General features: G+C 62.8%; 22 protein-coding genes. 6 read left to right on the top strand and 16 right to left on the bottom strand.

Translation table 11 applies throughout. The features are described from left to right. Nucleotides 1-3: 3 nt before the first annotated feature. Complete coding sequence (locus AB7M32_RS21855) at nucleotides 4-1,107, bottom strand: DNA alkylation repair protein (RefSeq protein WP_454251332.1); 1,104 nt, start codon at nucleotides 1,105-1,107, stop codon at nucleotides 4-6. 266 nt (nucleotides 1,108-1,373) lie between these two features. On the opposite strand from AB7M32_RS21855, the gene AB7M32_RS21850 reads away from it, so the two are divergent. Further along, nucleotides 1,374-1,685: an RcnB family protein gene (locus AB7M32_RS21850; RefSeq protein ID WP_072411573.1), complete on the top strand. Its 312-nt coding sequence runs from the start codon at nucleotides 1,374-1,376 to the stop codon at nucleotides 1,683-1,685. 4 nt (nucleotides 1,686-1,689) lie between these two features. Here AB7M32_RS21850 and AB7M32_RS21845 read toward each other — a convergent pair whose 3' ends face one another. Together AB7M32_RS21845 and AB7M32_RS21840 are read right to left on the bottom strand one after the other, a co-directional pair. Further along, entirely contained in the window at nucleotides 1,690-2,013 is a 324-nt protein-coding gene (locus AB7M32_RS21845; RefSeq protein ID WP_053122893.1) for a protealysin inhibitor emfourin, read from the bottom strand. Beyond that, entirely contained in the window at nucleotides 2,013-3,074 is a 1,062-nt protein-coding gene (locus tag AB7M32_RS21840) for a M4 family metallopeptidase (protein WP_454251331.1), read from the bottom strand. The genes AB7M32_RS21845 and AB7M32_RS21840 overlap by 1 nt, the downstream gene beginning before the upstream one ends. Nucleotides 3,075-3,219: 145 nt before the next feature. Here AB7M32_RS21840 and AB7M32_RS21835 point away from each other — a divergent pair, with 145 nt between their 5' ends. Both AB7M32_RS21835 and AB7M32_RS21830 read left to right on the top strand, forming a co-directional pair. Continuing rightward, a complete protein-coding gene (locus tag AB7M32_RS21835) occupies nucleotides 3,220-3,561 on the top strand; it encodes an FKBP-type peptidyl-prolyl cis-trans isomerase (RefSeq protein WP_072411577.1) in 342 nt (113 codons plus the stop codon). 44 nt (nucleotides 3,562-3,605) lie between these two features. After that, complete coding sequence (locus AB7M32_RS21830) at nucleotides 3,606-4,370, top strand: ArsR/SmtB family transcription factor (RefSeq protein WP_454251330.1); 765 nt, start codon at nucleotides 3,606-3,608, stop codon at nucleotides 4,368-4,370. Nucleotides 4,371-4,429: 59 nt separating this feature from the next. On the opposite strand, the gene AB7M32_RS21825 is transcribed toward AB7M32_RS21830, so the two are convergent. Continuing rightward, nucleotides 4,430-5,224, bottom strand: a complete 795-nt coding sequence (locus AB7M32_RS21825; RefSeq protein ID WP_454251329.1) for a helix-turn-helix domain-containing protein — start codon at nucleotides 5,222-5,224, stop codon at nucleotides 4,430-4,432. A gap of 108 nt (nucleotides 5,225-5,332) precedes the next feature. Here AB7M32_RS21825 and AB7M32_RS21820 point away from each other — a divergent pair, with 108 nt between their 5' ends. Beyond that, complete coding sequence (locus AB7M32_RS21820; protein WP_454251328.1) at nucleotides 5,333-6,262, top strand: DMT family transporter; 930 nt, start codon at nucleotides 5,333-5,335, stop codon at nucleotides 6,260-6,262. Between the two features lie 83 nt (nucleotides 6,263-6,345). Here the strand turns inward: AB7M32_RS21820 and AB7M32_RS21815 are convergent, their stop codons facing one another. The 5 genes from AB7M32_RS21815 to AB7M32_RS21795 all read right to left on the bottom strand — a co-directional run bounded on the left by AB7M32_RS21815 (nucleotide 6,346) and on the right by AB7M32_RS21795 (nucleotide 12,573). After that, complete coding sequence (locus AB7M32_RS21815; RefSeq protein ID WP_454251327.1) at nucleotides 6,346-7,365, bottom strand: branched-chain amino acid aminotransferase; 1,020 nt, start codon at nucleotides 7,363-7,365, stop codon at nucleotides 6,346-6,348. Between the two features lie 257 nt (nucleotides 7,366-7,622). Further along, a complete protein-coding gene (gene lpdA, locus AB7M32_RS21810) occupies nucleotides 7,623-9,008 on the bottom strand; it encodes a dihydrolipoyl dehydrogenase (protein ID WP_454251326.1) in 1,386 nt (461 codons plus the stop codon). A gap of 3 nt (nucleotides 9,009-9,011) precedes the next feature. Beyond that, a complete protein-coding gene (locus AB7M32_RS21805) occupies nucleotides 9,012-10,277 on the bottom strand; it encodes a dihydrolipoamide acetyltransferase family protein (protein WP_454251325.1) in 1,266 nt (421 codons plus the stop codon). Continuing rightward, entirely contained in the window at nucleotides 10,278-11,336 is a 1,059-nt protein-coding gene (locus AB7M32_RS21800; protein ID WP_072411590.1) for an alpha-ketoacid dehydrogenase subunit beta, read from the bottom strand. A 1-nt stretch (nucleotide 11,337) separates the two neighbouring features. Then, entirely contained in the window at nucleotides 11,338-12,573 is a 1,236-nt protein-coding gene (locus AB7M32_RS21795) for a 3-methyl-2-oxobutanoate dehydrogenase (2-methylpropanoyl-transferring) subunit alpha (RefSeq protein WP_072411592.1), read from the bottom strand. A 192-nt stretch (nucleotides 12,574-12,765) separates the two neighbouring features. Here AB7M32_RS21795 and bkdR point away from each other — a divergent pair, with 192 nt between their 5' ends. Next, entirely contained in the window at nucleotides 12,766-13,254 is a 489-nt protein-coding gene (gene bkdR, locus AB7M32_RS21790) for a Bkd operon transcriptional regulator BkdR (RefSeq protein ID WP_003202929.1), read from the top strand. A 144-nt stretch (nucleotides 13,255-13,398) separates the two neighbouring features. Here the strand turns inward: bkdR and AB7M32_RS21785 are convergent, their stop codons facing one another. Next, nucleotides 13,399-14,262, bottom strand: a complete 864-nt coding sequence (locus AB7M32_RS21785) for an MBL fold metallo-hydrolase (RefSeq protein ID WP_454251324.1) — start codon at nucleotides 14,260-14,262, stop codon at nucleotides 13,399-13,401. Nucleotides 14,263-14,468: 206 nt separating this feature from the next. Here AB7M32_RS21785 and AB7M32_RS21780 point away from each other — a divergent pair, with 206 nt between their 5' ends. After that, on the top strand, nucleotides 14,469-15,269 hold the full coding sequence (locus tag AB7M32_RS21780; protein WP_092328012.1) for a sulfite exporter TauE/SafE family protein: 801 nt from the start codon (nucleotides 14,469-14,471) through the stop codon (nucleotides 15,267-15,269). Nucleotides 15,270-15,305: 36 nt separating this feature from the next. Here AB7M32_RS21780 and AB7M32_RS21775 read toward each other — a convergent pair whose 3' ends face one another. The 6 genes from AB7M32_RS21775 to AB7M32_RS21750 all read right to left on the bottom strand — a co-directional run bounded on the left by AB7M32_RS21775 (nucleotide 15,306) and on the right by AB7M32_RS21750 (nucleotide 21,098). After that, on the bottom strand, nucleotides 15,306-16,175 hold the full coding sequence (locus tag AB7M32_RS21775; protein ID WP_454251323.1) for an aldose 1-epimerase: 870 nt from the start codon (nucleotides 16,173-16,175) through the stop codon (nucleotides 15,306-15,308). Between the two features lie 243 nt (nucleotides 16,176-16,418). Further along, nucleotides 16,419-17,699 (bottom strand): TRAP transporter large permease, encoded by a 1,281-nt coding sequence (locus tag AB7M32_RS21770; protein WP_072411600.1) that lies wholly within the window; start codon nucleotides 17,697-17,699, stop codon nucleotides 16,419-16,421. Beyond that, a complete protein-coding gene (locus AB7M32_RS21765; RefSeq protein WP_060741713.1) occupies nucleotides 17,699-18,226 on the bottom strand; it encodes a TRAP transporter small permease in 528 nt (175 codons plus the stop codon). Before AB7M32_RS21765 ends, AB7M32_RS21770 begins: the two co-directional genes overlap by 1 nt. A 75-nt stretch (nucleotides 18,227-18,301) precedes the next feature. Then, nucleotides 18,302-19,270 (bottom strand): TRAP transporter substrate-binding protein, encoded by a 969-nt coding sequence (locus AB7M32_RS21760; RefSeq protein ID WP_454251322.1) that lies wholly within the window; start codon nucleotides 19,268-19,270, stop codon nucleotides 18,302-18,304. Nucleotides 19,271-19,328: 58 nt separating this feature from the next. Continuing rightward, nucleotides 19,329-20,234, bottom strand: a complete 906-nt coding sequence (locus tag AB7M32_RS21755) for an SMP-30/gluconolactonase/LRE family protein (protein ID WP_454251321.1) — start codon at nucleotides 20,232-20,234, stop codon at nucleotides 19,329-19,331. A 42-nt stretch (nucleotides 20,235-20,276) separates the two neighbouring features. Next, nucleotides 20,277-21,098 (bottom strand): NAD-dependent epimerase/dehydratase family protein, encoded by an 822-nt coding sequence (locus tag AB7M32_RS21750; protein ID WP_072411608.1) that lies wholly within the window; start codon nucleotides 21,096-21,098, stop codon nucleotides 20,277-20,279. Between the last annotated feature and the right edge of the window lie 56 nt (nucleotides 21,099-21,154).

Below are 21,154 nucleotides of genomic sequence, written 5' to 3'. Positions count from 1 at the left end.
CCCTCAGGAGACGATATCGAACGCCGTGCTGCCCAGCCGCTCGCCGTTGACCAGCAGGTGCACGGCGTGCCGGCCCGCGTAGTGTTTGCGGGTGGTCAGTTCGCGAATATGTTGCGAACGGCTGAGGTTGACGCGCCCCTGGGCGGGCAAGTCGAAGGTCTTGAGTTTGAAGACCTTGGCCGAGGTGCCGCCCGAGGCTTTCACGTAGTCGACGGCGTAGTCGATCACCAGGCGCTGACTCTGCCCGAGGGTTGATTGCACCGTGAAGGACAGCGTGACCTGTTCTCCCAAGCGAATCACCGTCGGCGTCACCTGCAAATCCAGCACCTGGACCTGCGCCTTGCCGCCGGCGCCGATGACCCCCAGCGCCCTGGGATTACCTTGTTTGATCAAGCTACGCAGCGCATGCCGGGCAATCCACTCGGTGTGGCGGTCTTGCAATGGCCAGCCTTCGATCTGGTCCAGCACCCAGTCGGGATGCTGCTTGGTGACGTCGTTGAGGTGGTTGGCCACGGATTTGCGCACATAGAGGCTCTCGTCGCCCTTGAGCGTGTCGAGGATCGCGGCGGCCAGGTCGGGGTTGGCCTGGATCGGCTCCAGGTGAAACGACCACGGCAGGCGCGGCCGGCTACCTTCGCTGGCCAGGCGGCGTACGTGTTCGTTGGCGTCCAGGGCCCAGCCGTGCATGACCTTGAGGGTGCGTTCCAGGTCGTCCCGCAAGAAGTGCCGCACGGCGAACTCCGACGAGCCGAACCGAGTGAAATACTGGAGCGCGTCCAACGACATGTCGAAGTGATTGCGGCCGTAAGACGCCACGTAGTGCGGCAGGAACATGCTGACGAACATGCTGTTCAGGCGCGGGGCCAGGGCGCGCAGCACCTCCAGCGACGCTTCATAATCGAGGGGCAGCACCGCGTGCAGGCACTCGCTGACCCGGGCCATGCGCTGCATCACCGACAACTCGGCCAGCCCGTCGTTGGCCATGCGCAAGAACGTCTTGGCGTCGAAGGTCGGATACACCACGCGCATTTCGCTGGCAATGTGCTCCAGGCGGGCGCTGTTGAAGATTTCCTTGAGGGCAGGGGAGGCAGTGGTCGGGGTCGTCATGGCAGGGTCCGTCGTGCAGGGTCTGTCACTATATCCCGTGGCGAGGGAGCTTGCTCCCGCTCGGCTGCGTTGTAGGAGCTGCCGAAGGCTGCGATCTTTTGATCTTTCGCTTGGGATTCAGGTGTCTTGGGAAAAATCGCAGCCCCGTTGCACTCGACAGCTCCTACGGAGTTCCTACGAGTTCCTGCGAGCTTCTACAGTAAAAGGAATGATTTGCCGCCCGCGAAGTCCCAGATTCAGTCCCTCGAATAACTGGAGTTTTTTCTATGCGCAAACCCACCCTGATCGCCAGCCTGGTCCTGATTGCCAGCCTTGGAACAACCCTTGGGCCTGTTGCGCAAGCGGTCGAGAAAACCGGAGACGCCCTGGAACATTCGCCGAGCAATGGCCGCAGGCTGGTGGAGAACGACCGCGTACCGGCGGACTACCAGCGCGCGGACAGGGCCATGAAAGACTGGAAACAGAAGAAGCTGGAACAGCCGTCAAACGAGCAGCAATGGGTGCAAATCGACGACAAGTACCTGCTGATCGAAACCGTGTCCGGCGCGATCGTCAAGATCGTGCCGGCCACACGTTAAATCTTCAGAGCACTTCGCCTTTGTCCCATAGGTGAACCAACTCGCCGGGTGCCCGGTCCTCGGGCACCTGCAGCACCATCTCGTCGTCCTGGTCGTTGGCGCGATAACGCACCTCGATCTGGAAAAACCGCTGGTCGCCGCGCCCAGGGGTGGAGGAGGTCAGTGGTAGGCAGCCCTCCAGGACCGAACAGATGCGTGTGCGCTGGTCGAGGTCGCACTGGGCGAACTCGATTTCCCGTGGCCGGGTCAACGCATGGATGGCGGCCACACCGCCCTGGCGCGACAGCCGTACCACGGCTTTGTCGTCGAGGTCTGGAAGGGTTTTCATCAGCTCTCCTGTGTCAGGTCGACGCCGACCTGGGCCCAGCCGTTCTGTACCGCTTGCACTTCCCGCGTGCCGAAGCGCTGGCGGGCATGCTCGACGGTCAGGCGGGCGAAGGCGCTGAAGGACGCGTCATTGGCCAGTCTTCGGTCGCACAAGGTTTCATACCAGATCCGGCCGGCCTTTTCCCAGGCAAATCCGCCCAGCGTGGTCGCCACCAGATAAAAGGCCCGGTTGGGAATGCCGGAGTTGATGTGCACGCCACCATTGTCTTCACGGGTAATCACGAATTCGCGCATGTGCGCCGGTTGCGGGTCCTTGCCCAGCAGCGGGTCATCGTAGGCGCTGCCGGGGTTGGACATGCTGCGCAGGCCGTCGCCGTTGATCTTGTCGGTGAGAAGGTCGGCGCCGATCAGCCAGTCGGCCTGGTCGGCGGTCTGTTCGAGCACGAACTGCTTGACCAGCACACCGAACACGTCGGAGATGGACTCGTTCAGCGCACCGGACTGGTTGGCATAGATCAACCCGGCTTCGCTTTCGGTGACGCCATGGGCCAGTTCGTGGGCCACCACGTCGAGGGAGCGGGTGAAGCGCTGGAAAATTTCGCCGTCGCCGTCGCCGAACACCATCTGCGCGCCGTTCCAGAAGGCGTTTTCATAGCCCTGGCCGTAATGCACGCTGCCCACCAGGGCGAAGCCTTTGTTGTCGATGGAATCGCGCCCCAGGACCTTCCAGAAAAAATCATAGGTGGCGCCCAGGGCATCGTAGGCTTCGTCCACGGCCGGGTCGCCACTGGCCCGCTGGCCTTCCAGGCGTACCGGCTGGCCGGGCAGTTCCATGCTGTTTTGGGCGTCGTGCACGCTGCGTTGCGGGTGTCCGGCCTTGCCGGGCTTGGGCAGCGCCGCCGTGACGGGCGGGGAGCTGGGCGGGCCAGGGTTGTGCCGCAGATTGCGCACGTGGGTCAAGGTGCCGAGGGCGCTGGAGCGTTGCTGTTCGGAACCGTGGGCGATGATGCGATTGAGGATGTACGGCGGAATGAAACTGTGGAGCGGACGAGAGTCGATCATCAGAAAATCCTTATCTGAAATGCAGGGTCGATACCCATGTGAACCGAATAGGCCGTTGCGGTTCCCTGATGCGTGGCAGACAACGTTTGCCATGCAGCCTGATTTCTGCGAAAAACCCGCGCTTGGATCACACGAGGGATACGCCATGAATGAAGAGCTGCAAATCATCGACCTGCAACAGGGCGACGGCAAAAGCGTAGTCAAAGGTGCGCTGATCACCACCCAATACCGCGGCACCCTCGAAGACGGCACCGAATTCGACTCGTCCTACAGTCGCGGCAAACCCTTCCAATGCGTGATCGGCACCGGTCGCGTCATCAAGGGTTGGGACCTGGGCCTGATGGGCATGCAAGTCGGCGGCAAGCGCAAGTTGCTGGTGCCGGCCCACCTGGCCTACGGTGAACGGTCAATGGGCGCCCACATCAAGCCCAACGCCAACCTGATCTTTGAAATCGAGTTGCTGGAAGTGCTGACCCGGGACGAGTGAGGGCAGCAAGCGATCGGTGCGCTTGTTCCATTGTGGAGTGAAATATGAACGCAGAACGTCATGACGTAGGCGTGTCCCAAGTGGCCGCCGCCATTGCCGAACCGGCTCGTACCCGGATGCTGTGTGCCTTGATGGACGGCCATGCCCGGACCAGCACCGAGTTGGCGAGCATCGCCGAGGTCAGTGCCTCCACCGCCAGTGCCCATCTGTCGAAACTCAAGGATCTGGCCTTGGTACGCCTGCACATCCAGGGCCGGCATCGTTACTACAGCCTGGCGGACCCACGCGTCGCCCAGGCCCTCGAAGCACTGATGGTGATCGGCCAGAACGCCGCGCCGACCTTCACGCCGCGTACCCCGGATCGCCTGCAATTCGCCCGCACCTGCTACGACCACATGGCCGGCACCCTGGCGGTGCGGCTGCATGATCGGATGATCGAGGCCGGGTGGCTGGCGGAGGTGCCAGAACAGGGCTATCGGTTGAGTGAATCCGGCGTGGGGCTGTTCGAGGGGTTGGGCATTGACCTCCAAGTCGTCGCCGCGCAACGACGCCGATTCGCTTGCCCCTGCCTGGACTGGAGCATGCGCCGTGCGCACCTGGGCGGGGCCCTGGGGGCGGCGTTGCTGCAAGTGGCGATCAAGCGCAAGTGGGTGACCCAGGACCTGGATAGCCGGGCGCTGGGGTTGACGGCCAGTGGTCGTCGGGAGCTGGCGGGGCGGTTCGGGGTCAGTGCAGAGAGGGATGTCGAGCCCGCCATCGCGAGCAAGCTCGCTCCCACCATGGACCTGCGGCGAGCGCAGGATCTGTAGACAACGGATAACCCTGTGGGAGCGAGCTTGCTCGCGATAGCAGTATCAGCAGCCCCTCGCTATCCGGTCATATGTTGGCGCCGATACTCATCCGGCGTAGTCCCCATCATTTTGCGAAACATGCTGATGAACGCCGAGGCGCTGCTGTAGCCCAGGTCCAGGCCGATGGTTTCCACGGTCTGGCCACGTGCGAGCAAGGCCAGGGCTTCGATGACTTTCACGCGCTGGCGCCATTCCACCAATGACATGCCCAGGTCCCGTTGGGCCCGACGCATCAGCGTGCGTTCGGTGGTGTTGGCGGCGCGGGCCAGTTCCGGCAGTGAGCGCGGGTCGCCGGGATTGGCCTCCAAGGCCCGCAGCACAGGGCCCAGAAGCGGGTCATCGGAAGAGGGCAGGTAGCTGCCGACATGAGGCGCTTCGGTCAGTTTGTCCACCAGCACCTGCAACAGGCGTTGCTGCTGAGGCGTCTGTGGTTGGCTGGGCGGGTCGCTGCGCAGCTCTTCCAGGAGGGCGCGGATCAGCGGGCTCAAGGTCAGCGCGCAGGGCTCGGCAGGCAGCGCACCGCACAGTTCGGCCGCCAGGTACAACGAACAGTGGCAAGCCTCATGCCGATTGAACCCTACATGTTCCATGTCCGGTGGCAACCAGATGCCGTACTGCGGCGGGGCCAGATAATGGTGCTGGGCGATCTCGATCTCCATCACCCCACTGTAGGAGTAGACGAATTCCCCCCAGGCATGTCGATGCCGTGGGTAAGTGGCGTGTGCCGGCATGCAGGCACTTCGAAAGTAGATCGGCGTCGGCAGGGCCGTTTCGAACGGAGGCATCTTCAGGTGTTGGGCGTGGGACTGCATATCGACCGCTATGGCGGATTACCGGGATGGTTTGTCGGGTAATCACTATATCCAGCAAAGGTGTCAGTAACACACTCCTTTATCGATTCCCGCCCAAGGACCCCTCCCATGACTCTCCGCCGCGCTCTGGATGGCCAGGTCTGTGCCCTGATGACCGGCCTTTGTGCCATCTGGGGTTTCCAGCAAGTCGCGATCAAGGCCAGCGCCGCCGACATGGCGCCGATGCTGCAACTGGGCGTGCGCTCGGCCATTGCCGCGGTGCTGGTCTGGCTGTTGGTGCTGGCGCGGGGTGAACGCCTGTCCCTGGCCGACGGCAGTTGGCGGCCAGGCCTGTTGGTGGGGTTGTTGTTTGCCTTGGAGTTCGTGATGGTGGGCGAAGGCCTGCGGCATACGACGGCTTCGCACATGGTGATTTTCCTGTACACCGCACCGATGTTCGCCGCCCTCGGGTTGCACTGGAAACTGCCGAGCGAACGCCTCAAACCGGCGCAATGGCTGGGTATCGCCGTCGCATTCGCCGGGATCGTGGTGGCCTTCAGTGGTGGCTCGGGGGCGGCGAACGGCAGTTCATTGCTCGGTGACGGCATGGGGTTGTTGGCCGGTGCGCTGTGGGGCGCGACCACGGTGACGGTCCGTTGTTCGCGATTGACGGATCTGCCTGCCAGCCAGACGCTGCTGTATCAATTGGTCGGCGCCGGAGTGCTGCTGATCGGGATGTCGGTGGCGTTGGCGCAAACGACGATCAACCCCACGCCGCAACTCATTGCCAGCCTGGCGTTCCAGGTGTTGCTGGTGTCCTTCGCCAGTTTTCTGATCTGGTTCTCGCTGCTGCGCCATTACCTGGCTTCGCAGTTGGGCGTGCTGTCGTTCATGACGCCGTTGTTCGGCATTGGCTTTGGTGTCTGGCTGCTGGACGAACCGTTGGAGCCGAACTTTATCCTCGGCGCGGTCCTGGTGCTGGGCGGGATCTTGCTGGTCAGCGGTTACGGTTGGTTTCACCAGCGCTGGGGACGATGGCTGGTATTGCGTCGGGGGTAGCCGAAGCCGCCAGTAAAAAGCCCACCCTTGCCGAGGCAGGGGTGGGCTTTTTCATGCAGGCACTGAGCAGGCGGTTGCTTAGGTCAAACCTTGACGATCCAACCCGCTGGCGCTTCCACGTCACCGGTCTGCACGCCGGTCAGCTCCTTGTAGAGCTTCTGGGTGATCGGGCCGACTTCGGTTTCGCTGTGGAACACGTGCAGCTTTTCCTTGTAGCTGATGCCGCCAATCGGGGTGATCACCGCGGCGGTACCGCAGGCGCCGGCTTCCTTGAAGTCCGACAGCTTGTCGATGAACACGTCGCCTTCGATCACTTCCAGGCCCAGGCGCGATTTGGCCAGTTCGATCAACGACAGACGGGTGATGCCCGGCAGGACCGAAGGGGATTTGGGGGTGACGAATTTGTTGTCATGGGTGATGCCGAAGAAGTTGGCCGAGCCGACTTCCTCGATTTTCGAATGGGTCATCGGGTCCAGGTAGATGCAGTCGGCGAAACTGGCCTTCTTGGCCTGGGAGCCGGGCATCAGGCTGGCGGCATAGTTGCCACCGACCTTGGCCGCGCCGGTGCCTTGCGGGGCGGCGCGGTCGAAGCTGGAGATCAGGAAGTTGTGCGGGGTCAGGCCGCCCTTGAAGTAGGCGCCGACCGGGATGCAGAAAATCGAGAAGATGAACTCGGGTGCGGTGCGCACGCCGATGTTGTCACCCACGCCGATCACGAACGGGCGCAGGTACAGCGCGCCGCCGGTGCCATACGGCGGGATGAAGCGCTCATTGGCGCGGACCACTTGCTTGCAGGCTTCGACGAACTGCTCGGTCTCGACGTGCGGCATCAGCAGGCGGGCGCAGCTGCGTTGCATGCGGGCGGCGTTCTGGTCCGGGCGGAACAGGTTGATCGAGCCGTCCTTGCAGCGATAGGCCTTCAGGCCTTCGAAGCACTGCTGGCCGTAGTGCAGGGCGGTGGAGCCCTCGCTGATGTGCAGCACGTTGTCGTCGGTCAGGGTGCCGGCGTCCCAGGCGCCATCGCGCCAGTGCGACAGGTAGCGCTTGTCGGTCTTGATGTAGTCAAAGCCCAGTTTGTCCCAATTGATGCTCTCGTTACCCATGACACCCTCTATTTCTTAACAACCGTCGAAACGGTTCAAGGCTTCTGACGTTTTTTGGATGGGGACAACAATACTTCATTCCGGGGCTGTTTCGCAGCCCGCTCGACAAGGTGCAGACAGATAAATGATGGTGTTCTTGAAAATCGCGAGCAAGCTCGCTCCCACATGAGATTGCGTTCCCATGAACGACCGTTATCACCTGTGGGAGCGAGCTTGCTCGCGATAGGGCCCTCACTCACACCATCAATTCCCCTGAATCACAGATGCAACGCATGCCCCAACGCCCGCAACGCCGCTTCCTGCACGGCCTCGCCCAGCGTCGGATGGGCGTGGATGGTGCCGGCGATGTCCTCCAGGCGCGCGCCCATTTCCAGGGACTGGCCGAATGCCGTTGACAGCTCCGACACGCCGACGCCGACCGCTTGCCAGCCCACGATCAGGTGATTGTCCCGGCGCGCCACGACCCGGACGAAACCGCTTTTCGATTCCAGGGTCATGGCTCGGCCGTTGGCAGCGAACGGGAAGCTCGAAACCATGCAGTCCAGCCCGGCAGCCTTGGCCTCGTCCGGCGTTTTGCCGACCACCACCAGTTCCGGGTCGGTGAAGCACACCGCGGCGATGGCGGTTGGGTTGAATTCCCGATGCTGTCCGGCGATCAGCTCGGCGACCATTTCGCCTTGGGCCATGGCTCGGTGGGCGAGCATCGGTTCACCGCTCAGGTCGCCAATGGCCCAGACGTTGCGCATGCTGGTCTGGCAACGGCTGTCGATGTTCACCGCCGAACCGTTCATCGCCAGGTCCAGCGCTTCAAGGTTCCAGCCCTGGGTGTTGGGTTTGCGCCCGACCGCCACCAGCACTCGGTCGGTGTCCAGGTTCAGCGTGTCGCCATTGGGATCACGCACTTGCAAGGTGCTGGCCTGGGCATCGAACCCTTCGACGCTGTGCTTGAGGTACAGCTTCACGCCCAACTGCTTGAGTGCCTCGTGCACCGGTTGCGTCAGCTCGCCGTCGTAAGCTGGCAGGATCCGCTCCTGGGCCTCGACCACGCTGACCTCGGCGCCGAGCTTGCGATAGGCGATGCCCAACTCCAGGCCGATGTAGCCGCCGCCGACCACCACCAGGTGCTTGGGCACCGAGGTGGGGGCGAGGGCTTCGGTGGAGGAAATGATCGGCCCGCCCAGTGGCAGCATCGGCAGGTTGACGCTTTTCGAACCGGTGGCCAGCAGCAGGTGTTCGCATTGGATGCGGGTGTCGCCGACGTCAACGGTCTTGCCATCGATCACCTTGGCCCAGCCATGAATGACCTGGACCTTGTGCTTTTTCAGCAATGCCGCGACGCCGGTGGTCAGGCGATCGACGATGCCGTCCTTCCATTCCACGCTCTTGCCGATGTCCAGCGTTGGCGCCGCCACCGTGATGCCCAAGGCTGAGCCTTGGCTGTGGTGCCGCGTCTGGTGAAACTGCTCGGCCACATGGATCAACGCCTTGGACGGGATGCAACCGATGTTCAGGCAGGTACCGCCCAACGCCTGGCCTTCCACCAGGATGGTCGAGATGCCCAGCTGGCCGGCGCGGATCGCCGCCACATAGCCGCCGGGGCCGCCGCCGATGATCAGCAGCGTAGTGTTCAAAGTCTGTTGCATACCTTACTCCACGAACAGGGTGGCGGGTTGTTCGAGCAGGCCGCGCAGGGCCTGGATGAATTGCGCCGCGTCCATGCCGTCGACCACCCGGTGATCGAAGGAGCTGGAGAGGTTCATCATCTTGCGGATCACGATCTGACCCTTGATCACCATGGGCCGCTCGACGATTTTGTTCACGCCGACAATCGCCACTTCCGGCAGGTTCAGCACCGGTGTGCTGACGATGCCGCCGAGGGCACCGAGGCTGGTCAGGGTGATGGTCGAGCCGGACAGTTCCTCGCGACTGGCCTTGCCCGTGCGGGCCGCCGTGGCCAGGCGGGCGATTTCCGCCGCGCTGTCCCACAGGCTGCGGGCTTCGGCGTGACGCACCACCGGCACCATCAGGCCAACGTCACTCTGGGTGGCGACGCCCACATGCACCGCGCCTGAGCGATTGATGACCTGGGCTTCGTCGTCGTAGCGGGCATTCATCTGCGGAAAGTCCCGCAGGGCCACGACCAGCGCGCGGACCAGGAACGGCAACAAGGTCAGCTTGCCGCGACTGGCGCCGTGTTTTTCATTCAAGTGAGCCCGCAGCTCTTCCAGGGCTGTGACGTCGATTTCCTCGACGTAGCTGAAATGAGCCGCGCGTTGGGTCGCTTCCTGCATGCGCTGGGCAATCTTGCGGCGCATGCCGATCACCGGGATCTGCTGCTCGTCGTGGCGTTCGGCATAACCCGAACCGCCCTTGGCCTGGGACGACGGACCCTGGGCCAGATAGGCTTCGAGGTCTTCGTGCAGGACCCGTCCGGCCGGGCCGCTGCCCTGGACCAGGCGCAATTGAATACCCAGGTCCAGCGCGTGTTTGCGCACGGCCGGCGAGGCCAGTGGGCGCTCGTCGGGGTCGCGGGCCACCGGGGCTTGCGGCGCCTGGCGAGGGGCGGCGGTCTTTTCCACCACAGGTTCAGGCGTGGCCACTGGCGCCGGCTTCGGCGCCTGCGCTGTCGCCACTGGCGCCGGCTGTGCCGACTCTTTCAAATTACCCGCACCTTCGACTTCAATGCGGATCAGTTCGCTGCCCACCGCCATGACTTCACCCGGCTCGCCACCCAGGGCGATGACCCGGCCATGCACCGGCGAAGGGATGTCCACCATCGCCTTGTCGGTCATGACATCGGCCAGCACCTGGTCTTCGACCACCATGTCGCCGACCTTGACGTGCCACACCGACAGTTCCACTTCGGCGATGCCTTCGCCGATGTCCGGCATCTTGATAACGTGCGTGCCCATTCAGACCTCCATGACCCGTTTCAACGCCGCGCCCACTCGGGACGGCCCAGGGAAATACGCCCACTCCTGCGCGTGCGGGTAGGGGGTGTCCCAACCGGTGACACGCTCGATGGGCGCTTCCAGGTGGTGGAAGCAGTGTTCTTGCACCAACGACACCAGTTCGGCGCCGAAACCGCAGGTGCGGGTGGCTTCGTGGACAACCACGCAGCGGCCGGTTTTCTTCACGGATTTGACGATGGTCTCAAGGTCCAGTGGCCAGAGGCTGCGCAGGTCGATGACTTCGGCGTCGATGCCGGTTTCTTCGGCCGCCACTTGAGAGACGTAGACCGTGGTGCCGTAGGTGAGCACCGTCACGTCCTTGCCCGGACGGGTGATGGCGGCGACGTCCAGCGGCACCGTGTAGTAACCGTCCGGCACCTGGGCCGAGGGGTGTTTCGACCAGGGTGTTACCGGGCGGTCGTGGTGGCCGTCGAACGGGCCGTTATACAGGCGCTTGGGTTCGAGGAAGATCACCGGGTCATCGTTTTCGATGGAGGCGATCAGCAAGCCCTTGGCGTCGTAGGGGTTGGACGGCATCACGGTGCGCAGGCCGCAGACCTGGGTGAACATCGCCTCGATGCTCTGGCTGTGGGTCTGGCCGCCATAGATGCCACCGCCGCAGGGCATGCGCAGGGTCATCGGCGCGGTGAACTCGCCGGCCGAGCGATAGCGCAGGCGCGCCGCCTCGGAAATGATCTGGTCCGACGCCGGGTAGACGTAGTCGGCGAACTGGATCTCGGCCACCGGCCGCAGCCCGTAGGCGCCCATGCCCACCGCCACGCCGACGATGCCGCTTTCGGAAATCGGTGCGTCGAACACCCGCGAGGTGCCGTACTTGTTCTGCAGGCCTTCGGTGCAGCGGAACACGCCGCCGAAGTAGCCCACGTCCTGGCCGAACACCACGACGTTGTCGTCGCGCTCGAGCATCACGTCCATGGCCGAGCGCAGGGCCTGGATCATGGTCATGGTGGTAGTGGTCATGGCGGTATCCAGCGCAATATTGGTGTTGTGATCGTTCATGTCAGATCCCCAACTGCTGACGCTGGCGCTTCAAGTGCTCCGGCATCTCTTTGTAGACGTCTTCGAACATGGTCGCGGCGCTTGGAATCTGCCCGCCGGCGAGGGTGCCGTACTGTTCGGCTTCCTTCTGCGCGGCGATCACCTCGGCTTCGAGTTCGGCGGTGACCGCCGCATGTTCCTCTTCGGACCACTGGCCGATCTTGACCATGTGTTGCTTGAGACGGGCAATCGGATCGCCCAGCGGGAAGTGGCTCCAGTCGTCGGCAGGGCGGTACTTGGAGGGATCGTCCGAGGTGGAGTGCGGACCGGCGCGGTATGTGACCCATTCGATCAGCGCCGGGCCGAGGTTGCGGCGGGCACGTTCGGCGGCCCAGCGCGAGGCGGCGTAGACCGCCATGAAGTCGTTGCCATCGACACGCAGGGAGGCGATGCCGCAACCGACGCCGCGTCCGGCGAACGTCGTGGCTTCACCGCCGGCAATGGCCTGGAAGGTGGAAATCGCCCACTGGTTGTTGACCACGTTGAGGATCACCGGCGCCCGGTAGACGTGGGCGAAGGTGAGGGCGGTGTGGAAGTCCGATTCGGCGGTGGCGCCGTCACCGATCCAGGCCGAGGCGATCTTGGTATCGCCCTTGATCGCCGAGGCCATGCCCCAACCCACGCCCTGGATGAACTGCGTGGCGAGGTTGCCGGAAATGGTGAAGAAACCGGCGTCCTTGACCGAGTACATGATCGGCAACTGCCGGCCCTTGAGCGGATCGCGCTCGTTGGACAGCAGTTGGCAGATCATGCCCACCAACGGCACGTCGCGGGCCATCAGGATGCTTTGCTGGCGATAGGTGGGAAAGCACATGTCATCGATGTTCAGCGCCAGGGCCTGGCCGCTGCCGATGGCTTCCTCGCCAAGGCTTTGCATGTAGAACGACATCTTTTTCTGGCGCTGGGCGACCACCATGCGGTTGTCGTAGATCCGCGTCTTGAGCATGGCACGCATGCCTTTGCGCAGGATCTCGACGGGAATGTCCGCCGCCCAGTCGCCCAAGGCATTGCCCTGGTCATCGAGTACGCGGATCAGGCTGCGGGCCAGGTCGGCGGTGTCGGCGGGTTCGACGTCGATGGGAGGTTTGCGCACCGTGCCGGCATCGGACAGATGCAGGTAGGAAAAGTCGGTCTTGCAGCCGGGACGGCCCGAGGGTTCGGGGACGTGCAGGCGTAGCGGTTCGTACGCTGGGTTCATGGCTTTCTACGCTCGATCTTGTGAATTTCTTGTAGTGGGCGCGCTAGCTGACGAATGTCCCCGGGTAGGGGACATTGTCCTACAACAATCATAGGCTCGACGAAGAAGAATATTTTTCTCTGTTAGCTTGCTGTTCAGATCATTTGCAGATAAAAAATCTGCACAACGATAAAAAACAGGATTATTTGTCTCATGCGTAAATTGGATCGCACCGACATCGGCATTCTGAACAGCCTTCAGGAAAACGCCCGCATCACCAACGCCGATCTCGCCCGTTCGGTCAATCTGTCGCCGACGCCGTGCTTCAACCGCGTCCGGGCGATGGAGGAGCTGGGGGTGATCCGCGAGCAGGTCACGCTGCTGGATGCCGACCTGCTGGGGTTGCACGTCAACGTGTTCATCCATGTGAGCCTGGAGAAGCAGGTGGAGGAAGCGTTGCAGCACTTCGAGGAGGCGATTTCCGACCGACCCGAGGTGATGGAGTGCTACCTGATGGCCGGCGATCCGGATTACCTGATCCGCGTGCTGGTGCCGACCATCCAGTCGCTGGAGCGGTTCATGATGGACTTCCTGACCAAGGTCCCGGGGGTGGCGAACATCCGTTCGAGCTTTGCCCTCAAGCAGGTGCGCTACAAGACCGCGCTGCCGTTGCCGGCCAATGGGTTGACCTTGGGGACCTGAGGCTCATTGTTTCCTGACCCACTGTCATCGCGAGCAAGCTCGCTCCCACATTGGATTTGCAGTGTTGCCGGGTTCTGCGACCCCCGCCAATCCCTGTGGGATCGAGCTTGCTCGCGATGAGGCCATTACATTCAGTACAAGCTTCTAAAGCTGATTGATCGGAATCTTCAGATAGGTCACGCCATTGTCCTCGGCCGGCGGCAGGTGGCCGGCCCGCACGTTGACCTGGATCGCCGGCAGCAACAGCGTCGGCATGCCCAGTGTCTTGTCGCGCTGGGTCCGCATGGCCACGAACGAGGCTTCATCGATGCCATCGCGGGCATGGATGTTGTGCTGGCGCTGTTCACCCACGGTACTCACGCAGTGGGGCTCGCGTTCCTCCGGTGGATAGTCGTGGCACACATACAGCCGCACCCCGGCGGGGAAAGCCAGCAGCTTGCGGATCGAGGCGTAGAGCTGATGGGCGTTGCCACCGGGGAAGTCGCAACGGGCGGTGCCTACGTCGGGCATGAACAGCGTGTCGCCCACCAGGATCACGTCGCCATCGATCAGGTAGGCCATGTCCGCCGGGGTATGGCCGGGCACGTGCAGGGCGGTGGCCTTGAGGTTGCCGATCAGGAAGGACTCGTCGGGTGCGAACAGGCGGTCGAATTGCGAACCGTCGACGGCGAAGTGCGGCTCCAGGTTGAACAGGGTCTTGAACACGTTCTGCACCTGGCCGATGGACTCGCCGATGGCGATCTTGCCGCCCAGCTCCCGACGCAGATAAGGCGCTGCGGACAAGTGATCGGCATGGGCGTGGGTCTCCAGCAGCCATTGCACCGTCAGTTGATGTTCCCGCACAAACGCAATCACCCGATCCGCCTGCGCGGTGCCGCTGCGGCCCGAGGCCGGATCGTAGTCGAGCACCGGATCGACCACCGCGCAGTGCCCGCCATCGTGTTCATACACAACGTGGGTATAGGTCTTGGAGGCGGGGTCGAGAAAACTTTGAATCTGCGCGGGCATGACTGCGAACCTGTACGGGAAGAACTCATGAAAGAGGCTGCTACGCAGCCCAGCGGGAGCAAGCTCCCTCGCCACATACCAATCTAAAATAGCTTGTTGCAACGCTTGGGACTTACAACATATGGTCCGCAGCTTAGTGAGGGCCAAGGCGTCCTGCAAATGCGATCGCACCTGCCAACAGGTGTGCGCGGCTTGAGAGAACCTGAATGTTACTGGCGAGTTTTTTTGGTGTGGTCATGGGCCTGGTCCTTGGCCTGACGGGGGCGGGCGGCGGCATCCTGGCGGTGCCGGCGTTGGTGTTGGGCCTGGGCTGGAGCATGACCCAGGCCGCGCCGGTGGCTTTGTTCGCGGTGGGTAGCGCGGCGGCGGTGGGGGCCATCGACGGGCTGCGCCATGGCCTGGTGCGCTATCGCGCGGCGCTGCTGATCGCGTTGCTGGGCGCGGTGTTTTCGCCGCTGGGCATCTACCTCGCCCACCAGCTTTCGGAAAAAATCCTGATGATGCTGTTCAGCCTGCTGATGGTGCTGGTGGCGGCGCGCATGTTGCGCCGGGAAACGCCGCAAGTGGGGCCCAGCGATCATGGTGCCGCCAGTTGGGGCCAGAAGAACTGCATGCTCGACCGCCAGACCGGCCGCCTGGCCTGGACGCCTCGTTGTACCGCCACGCTGTCGGCATTGGGCGCAGTGACGGGCATGGTCTCGGGGCTGCTGGGTGTGGGGGGCGGTTTCCTGATCGTGCCGGCGTTCAAGCAACTGACCGATGTGCAGATGCGCGGGATCGTCGCGACGTCCTTGATGGTCATCAGCCTGATTTCGTTGATTGGCGTGGTGGGCGCCTTTCATGCCGGGGTGAGCATCGACCGGGTAGGGATGGCGTTCATTGCGGCGAGCATCGTCGGGATGGTGCTCGGCCGGCAAGTGTCGGCCAAGGTTCCGGCCCGGGCGCTGCAGGTGGGGTTCGCCGGGGTGTGCCTGGGGGTGGCAGTGTTCATGTGGGTGCGGGCGTAGCGGCCATGAACCGGGACTGCCCCATGGCCACAGGGGTTACAGCAACCGGCACTGCATCGAAAACCCCAGCGCCACCGATTGCCCTTGCTCCAGCAAACGCAAGCCCGGTCGTCCCGGCAGGTGGTGGGCGTTGACGGGGTGGCTGACCGGTTCGATGCAAAAGAAATCCAGGCCCACGGGGCAGTACAGCAGGAAGTAATCGCAGCCGCTGGCCTGGCACTCCAGCTCATAGCCCAGCTCCGGCTGTTGGATCAGGCAATGCCCGTCCCAGCCACCGAAGCCATTGTCCACGAGGGTGTCCGGCAACAAACGGGCCTCCTGGAAGTTCCAGTGTTCGGGAAGGTCGATCCGTTCTGTCGGCAGTTTCGTGGCGTCGCACAGCCAGGCTTCGCTCGCCCGGGTTTGCAGGCGCGTGCCGGCGGTGCGCGGGAAGTACGGGTGAAGGCCGAGCCCATGCCACGCCGGCTGTTTCGCCGTGTGGGTGACGAGCATCGCGATCTGCAACTGACCGCCGCGCAAGCGGACACGCAAACTGGCGCAATAGCCGAATGGGTGCTGACTGTCGAGTTGCAGCAGCGCTTCCTGGGCGTTCTGTTCGGTCACTTGCCACGGTTGCTGCCAGGCGCTGCCATGGATGGGGAACGGGTCGTTGGGGCTGTTGGCGTCCAGGGCCAGCCAGCCGCCAGGGCAATCGAAACCGCCGTTGGCGATCCGGTTCGACCAGGGGATCAACGGGAACCCACCGAGCTTGCCGGGCAGGCCGTTTTCCAGGGCTTGGGGGGCCGGCGGGCGTAGCAGCGGGGTGCCGCTGCTACGCAAGGTCCAGTCGACCAGGCTGGCGCCCAGATGCGGGGCCAGCGTGAGGCGGGTCAGTTCGTCTTCGAGATGGAGAAGGGGTGGGGTCATGATGGTGTTGGTCTGCTGAATTGAAAATGGTGTTACAGAGGTTTTTGTGCGAACGCTGTTGTGGCGAGGGGATTTATCCCCGCTGGGCTGCGCAGCAGCCCCAGAACTGACAACCGGGATCTGTCTGATGCACCGAGATCCGCGCCTCCGGGGGCTGCTTCGCAGCCCAGCGGGGATAAATCCCCTCGCCACAGATAATCTCTGCCACAGATAAATCCCCTGATCACAGGGGATTTATCATTCTTACAACACCAGATGCGGCAACCATAGCGACAGGGCTGGCACGTAGGTCACGAGCATCAGCACCAGGAACAGCACGGCGTAGAACGGCAGCAGCGCCTTGACGGTGGCTTCGATGCTGACCTTGCCGATGGCGGAGCCGACGAACAGCACCGCTCCCACTGGCGGCGTTATCAGCCCGATGCCCAGGTTCACCAGCATGATCATGCCGAACTGCACCGGGTCTACGCCGATGCCGACGATAACCGGCATCAGGATGGGCGTCAGGATCAGGATCAGCGGCGCCATGTCCATCACGGTGCCCAACAGCAGCAACATCACGTTGATGCACATCAGGATCACGTAGCGGTTGTCCGACAAGGTCAGGAACATCGTGGTGATCTTCGCCGGGATCTGCATCAGCGTCATGATGTAGCCGAAGCTGGCGGCGAAGCCGATCAGGATCATCACGATGGAGATGGTGCGCACGGTGCGGTGCATCAGCTTCGGCAGTTCACGCCACTTGTAGTCGCGGTAGATGAACATGGTCACGAAGAACGACCACAGCACCGCGATGGCCGCCGATTCGGTGGCGGTGAAGATGCCCGACAGGATGCCGCCGAGGATGATCACCATCGCCATCAGGCCCCACAGGGCCTCGCCGACGATTTTCAGCGCTTGGCGCATCGGGATCACTTCGCCCTTGGGGTAGTTGCGCTTTTTCGCGAAGATCAGGCACAACACCATCAGGCAGGCGCTCATCAGCAAGCCCGGCACGATGCCCGCCATGAACAGCGAGGCAATCGAGACCGTACCCCCGGCGGCCAGGGAGTAGAGCACCGAGTTATGGCTTGGCGGGGTCAGCAGGGCTTGCACCGAACCACTGACGGTCACGGCGGTGGAAAAGTCCCGTGGATAGCCTTTGCGTTCCATTTCCGGAATCAGCACCGAGCCCACCGACGCGGTGTCGGCCACTGACGAACCGGAGATCGCACCGAAGAAGGTCGAGGCGACGATGTTGACCAGTGACAGGCCACCACGCACAAAACCCACCAGCACGCCGGCACACGCCACCAAGCGGCGAGACATGCCACCCTCGGCCATGATCGCACCGGCCAGCACGAAGAACGGAATGGCCAGAAGGGAGAACTTGTTCACCCCACCCGCCACCTGGATCATCACGGCCTGGAACGGGATGTCGATCCACCACGCACCGATCAGGGCGGCGGCGCCCAGGGCGTAGGCGACCGGCATGCCGATCAGGATCAACACGATAAAACTGCCCAGCAGAATCAGAGCGTCCATTAAGCGGCACCTTCACTTTCTTCAACCAGGTCGAACTGCACGACCCGCCGTTTGCTCTGGTCACCGAGCAAGAGTTTTTCCAGGACGAAAACCAGCGTCAGCAAGCCCCCCAGGGGAATCGGCAAATAGGTCACGCCCACTCGCAGGCCGGGCAGGGAAGCCATGAACTGGTTCCAGGTGGACATGCACAGCTTGAAGCCCCAGACCGTCATGAAGATGCAGATCAGGGCCATGAGCAATTGGGAAAAAATCGACGCCGCGGATTTCAGGTGCGGTGGCATGCGGTCGGTGAGCATGGCCACGGCCATGTGCGCACCGGCGCGGTAACTGGCGGCGGCACCAATGAAGGTGAACACCATCATCAGCAGGATCGCCGTGGGCTCGGGCCAACTCGAGCCGGAGCCCAGCACGTAGCGGGCGAACACGCCCCAGGGAATCATCAGGGAAATCGCCAGGACGGAAAGGCCGGCAACCCAGATGCACGTCATGTAGATCTTATCGTTGATACGCAGCAGCAAATTCTTCATCGGGTTCCACCGTAACCGGGCACGCCTTGGGCATCAGGCGTGCCGGGCCTTTTCATGAGTACAGAGCGGGAGGCGTTACTGAACGGCTTCGATACGCTTGATCAGGTCGGCATAGGGCGCGCCGTACTTGGCCCGTACCGGTGCGGTGGCGTCGTAGAAGGGTTTTTTGTCGACGGTGATGAACTCGACACCCGCAGCCTTGAGTTTTTCTTCGCTGGCGGTGGACTTCTGGTCCCACAGCGCACGCTCTTCGGCCTGGGCAGCCTTGGCGGCTTTCTTGACCATCGTCTGTTGATCCGGGGTCAGTTTTTCCCAAGTGATTTTCGACATCACGATCGGCTCTGGCAGAATCAAGTGTCCGGTAAGGCTGTAGTACTTGGCGTTTTGGTAGTGGTTGTGTTCGAGCAGGGTCGGCGGGTTGTTTTCCGCGCCGTCGATCACGCCGGTCTGCAGGGCGCTGAAGATTTCACCGGTGTCCATCGCGATACCGTTGGCGCCCATGGCGTTCATCATCTCGATGAACATCGGGTTGCCTTGCACACGGATCTTCATGCCCTTGAGGTCTTCGAGCTTGCGCACCGGCTTCTTGGTGTAGATGTTGCGCGTGCCGCCGTCCATCCAGGCCAGGGCCACCAGACCGAACTCGGAATTGGTGATCCGGTCGAGGATCGCATCGCCCACATCACCGTCGATGACGGCGCGCATATGGGCCTGGTCGCGGAAGATGAACGGCATGTTGAACACGTTCACATCCGGTACCACAGGGCCAACGATGCCCAGGCTGACTCGGGACATCTGTATCGCGCCGACTTGCATCTGCTCGATGACTTCCTTCTCGGAACCCAGTACACCGCCTGGAAAATATTTGAAGGTCAGTTCGCCGTTGGTCTCTTTGGTCAGGGTCTTGCCCATGCTTTCTTCGGCCATCACGGTGGGGTAGCCCTTGGGATGGATGTCGGCGATCTTGAGTTCAAGGGCATGGGCCGCCTGGGCCAGGAAGGCCAGGGGGAGGGCTGCGATCAGAAGCGTGCGTTTGAAATTCATGGTCAATCTCCAGTTTGTTGTTTTTTTTATGGCTCATTCAGCAAAGCGGTGAAGCAGATTATTTCGCGGCGTGTTTCAGCCCTCCAAAAGCGGGCTCGGCCAGGCCTTTGACGCCGGGGTTGAGGGCGAACACGCCCCCGGCCAGGGAATGCGGATCGGTGTCGTCACCGGGGCGGATCGAGGTGACGAAGAGGGTGTCCAGGCGGCTGCCGCCAAAGGCGCACATGGTCGGTTTTTTCACCGGTACCTCCAGTGAGCGGTCGAGACGTCCATCCGGGGTGAACCGGTGAATCAGCCCGGCGTCGTTGGCGCAGATCCAGTAGCAACCGTCGGCGTCGACTGCTGCGCCGTCCGGGCGACCGGCCAGGGGCAGCATGTCGACGAACAGCCGCCGGTTGGATGGGGTGCCGCTGTCAATGTCGTAGTCGAAAGCCCAGATCTGCTGGACCAACGGGTGCGAGTCGGAGAGGTACATCGTCCGGCCGTCCGGGCTGAATCCCAGGCCATTGGGCACGATGAAACCGCTCAGTTGCGCCTCGACCGGGCTGCGTTGCCCGGCCTCATACCGGTACATCCGGCCTTCGTCGACGTTGGCGGCCATGTTCAGCACCATGCTGCCGGCCCAGAAGCGGCCCTGGCGGTCGCAACGGCCATCGTTGAGGCGCATGTCGACGCGGCTGTGTTCGACGCTCGCACAGAGTTCGCTGTCGAGGCTGCCGTCGTCATGGGGGTGCAGGCGGAAGAAACCGCTTTCCATGCCAGCGACCCAGCCGCCGTCCTGGTGACGGGCAATGCAGGCAAGCATTTCGGGGGCTTCCCAGCCTTGGATTTTTCCGCTGCTGGCATTCCAGCGTTGCAGGCCACCGCTGGGGATGTTCACCCAATACAGGGCGTTTTCCTCGGGAACCCACACCGGGCTCTCCCCGACGGCGTTGCGTGCATCGACAATCAATTCGGCTTGCATGGTGATTCCTTTGTACGTTCGTATCCCATGGAAACAGGCCAATCAGTCGTCGAACGGGCCGGCCGCGACGAAGGCACCGCCCTGGTAGATCCTGGCCGGGTCATCGGCAGCCGGCATTGGCTGGGCTTCGATCTTGTCGCGGAAAATCTCGGAAGTGTCCTTGGGCTGGTAACCCAGGTGCGCGGCGTGGCTGTTGTCCCACCAGACGTCGCGGTTGGCGGACACGCCGTAGACCACGGTGTGGCCGACCTTTGGCGTGTAGAGCGAGCATTCGATCAGTTGGGTGAGGTCGTCGAAGCTCAGCCAGGTGCTCATCATTCGGCGGTTCTGTGGCTCGGGGAACGAGGAGCCGATGCGGATGCTCACGGTCTCGATGCCGTAGCGATCGAAGTAGAAACTGGCGACGTCTTCGCCGTAGGATTTGGACAGGCCGTAGTAGCCATCCGGACGGCGAGGGGAGAGAGCGTCGAGGGCCTCGTCCTGCTTGTAGAAGCCGATGACGTGGTTGGAGCTGGCGAAGATCACACGCTTGACGCCATGCTTGCGGGCGGCTTCATAGATGTGGAACACGCCACTGATGTTGGCGCCCAGGATTTCTTCGAACGGGCGCTCCACCGAAACACCCCCGAAATGCAGGATGGCGTCGACGCCTTCCACCAATCGGTGCACGGCCTGTTTATCGGACAGGTCGCACGGCACCACTTCTTCGCTTTCATCGATGGCCGGGGCCATGTTGGCGATGTCCGACAGCCGGATGTGACGGGCGAAAGGCTTGAGGCGCTCGCGCAGGACTTTGCCCAGGCCGCCGGCGGCGCCGGTCAGCAGCAGGCGATTGAGGGGTTGGCGAATCGGTGTCGTAGTCATGGCATTACCTGAGCAAACAGTGAGTGATATCCGTTGTATAGGCCATATGACCGCGG

Source organism: Pseudomonas sp. R151218B TE3479, assembly GCF_053629195.1.
This window is presented reverse-complemented; position numbering and strand designations above follow the sequence as displayed.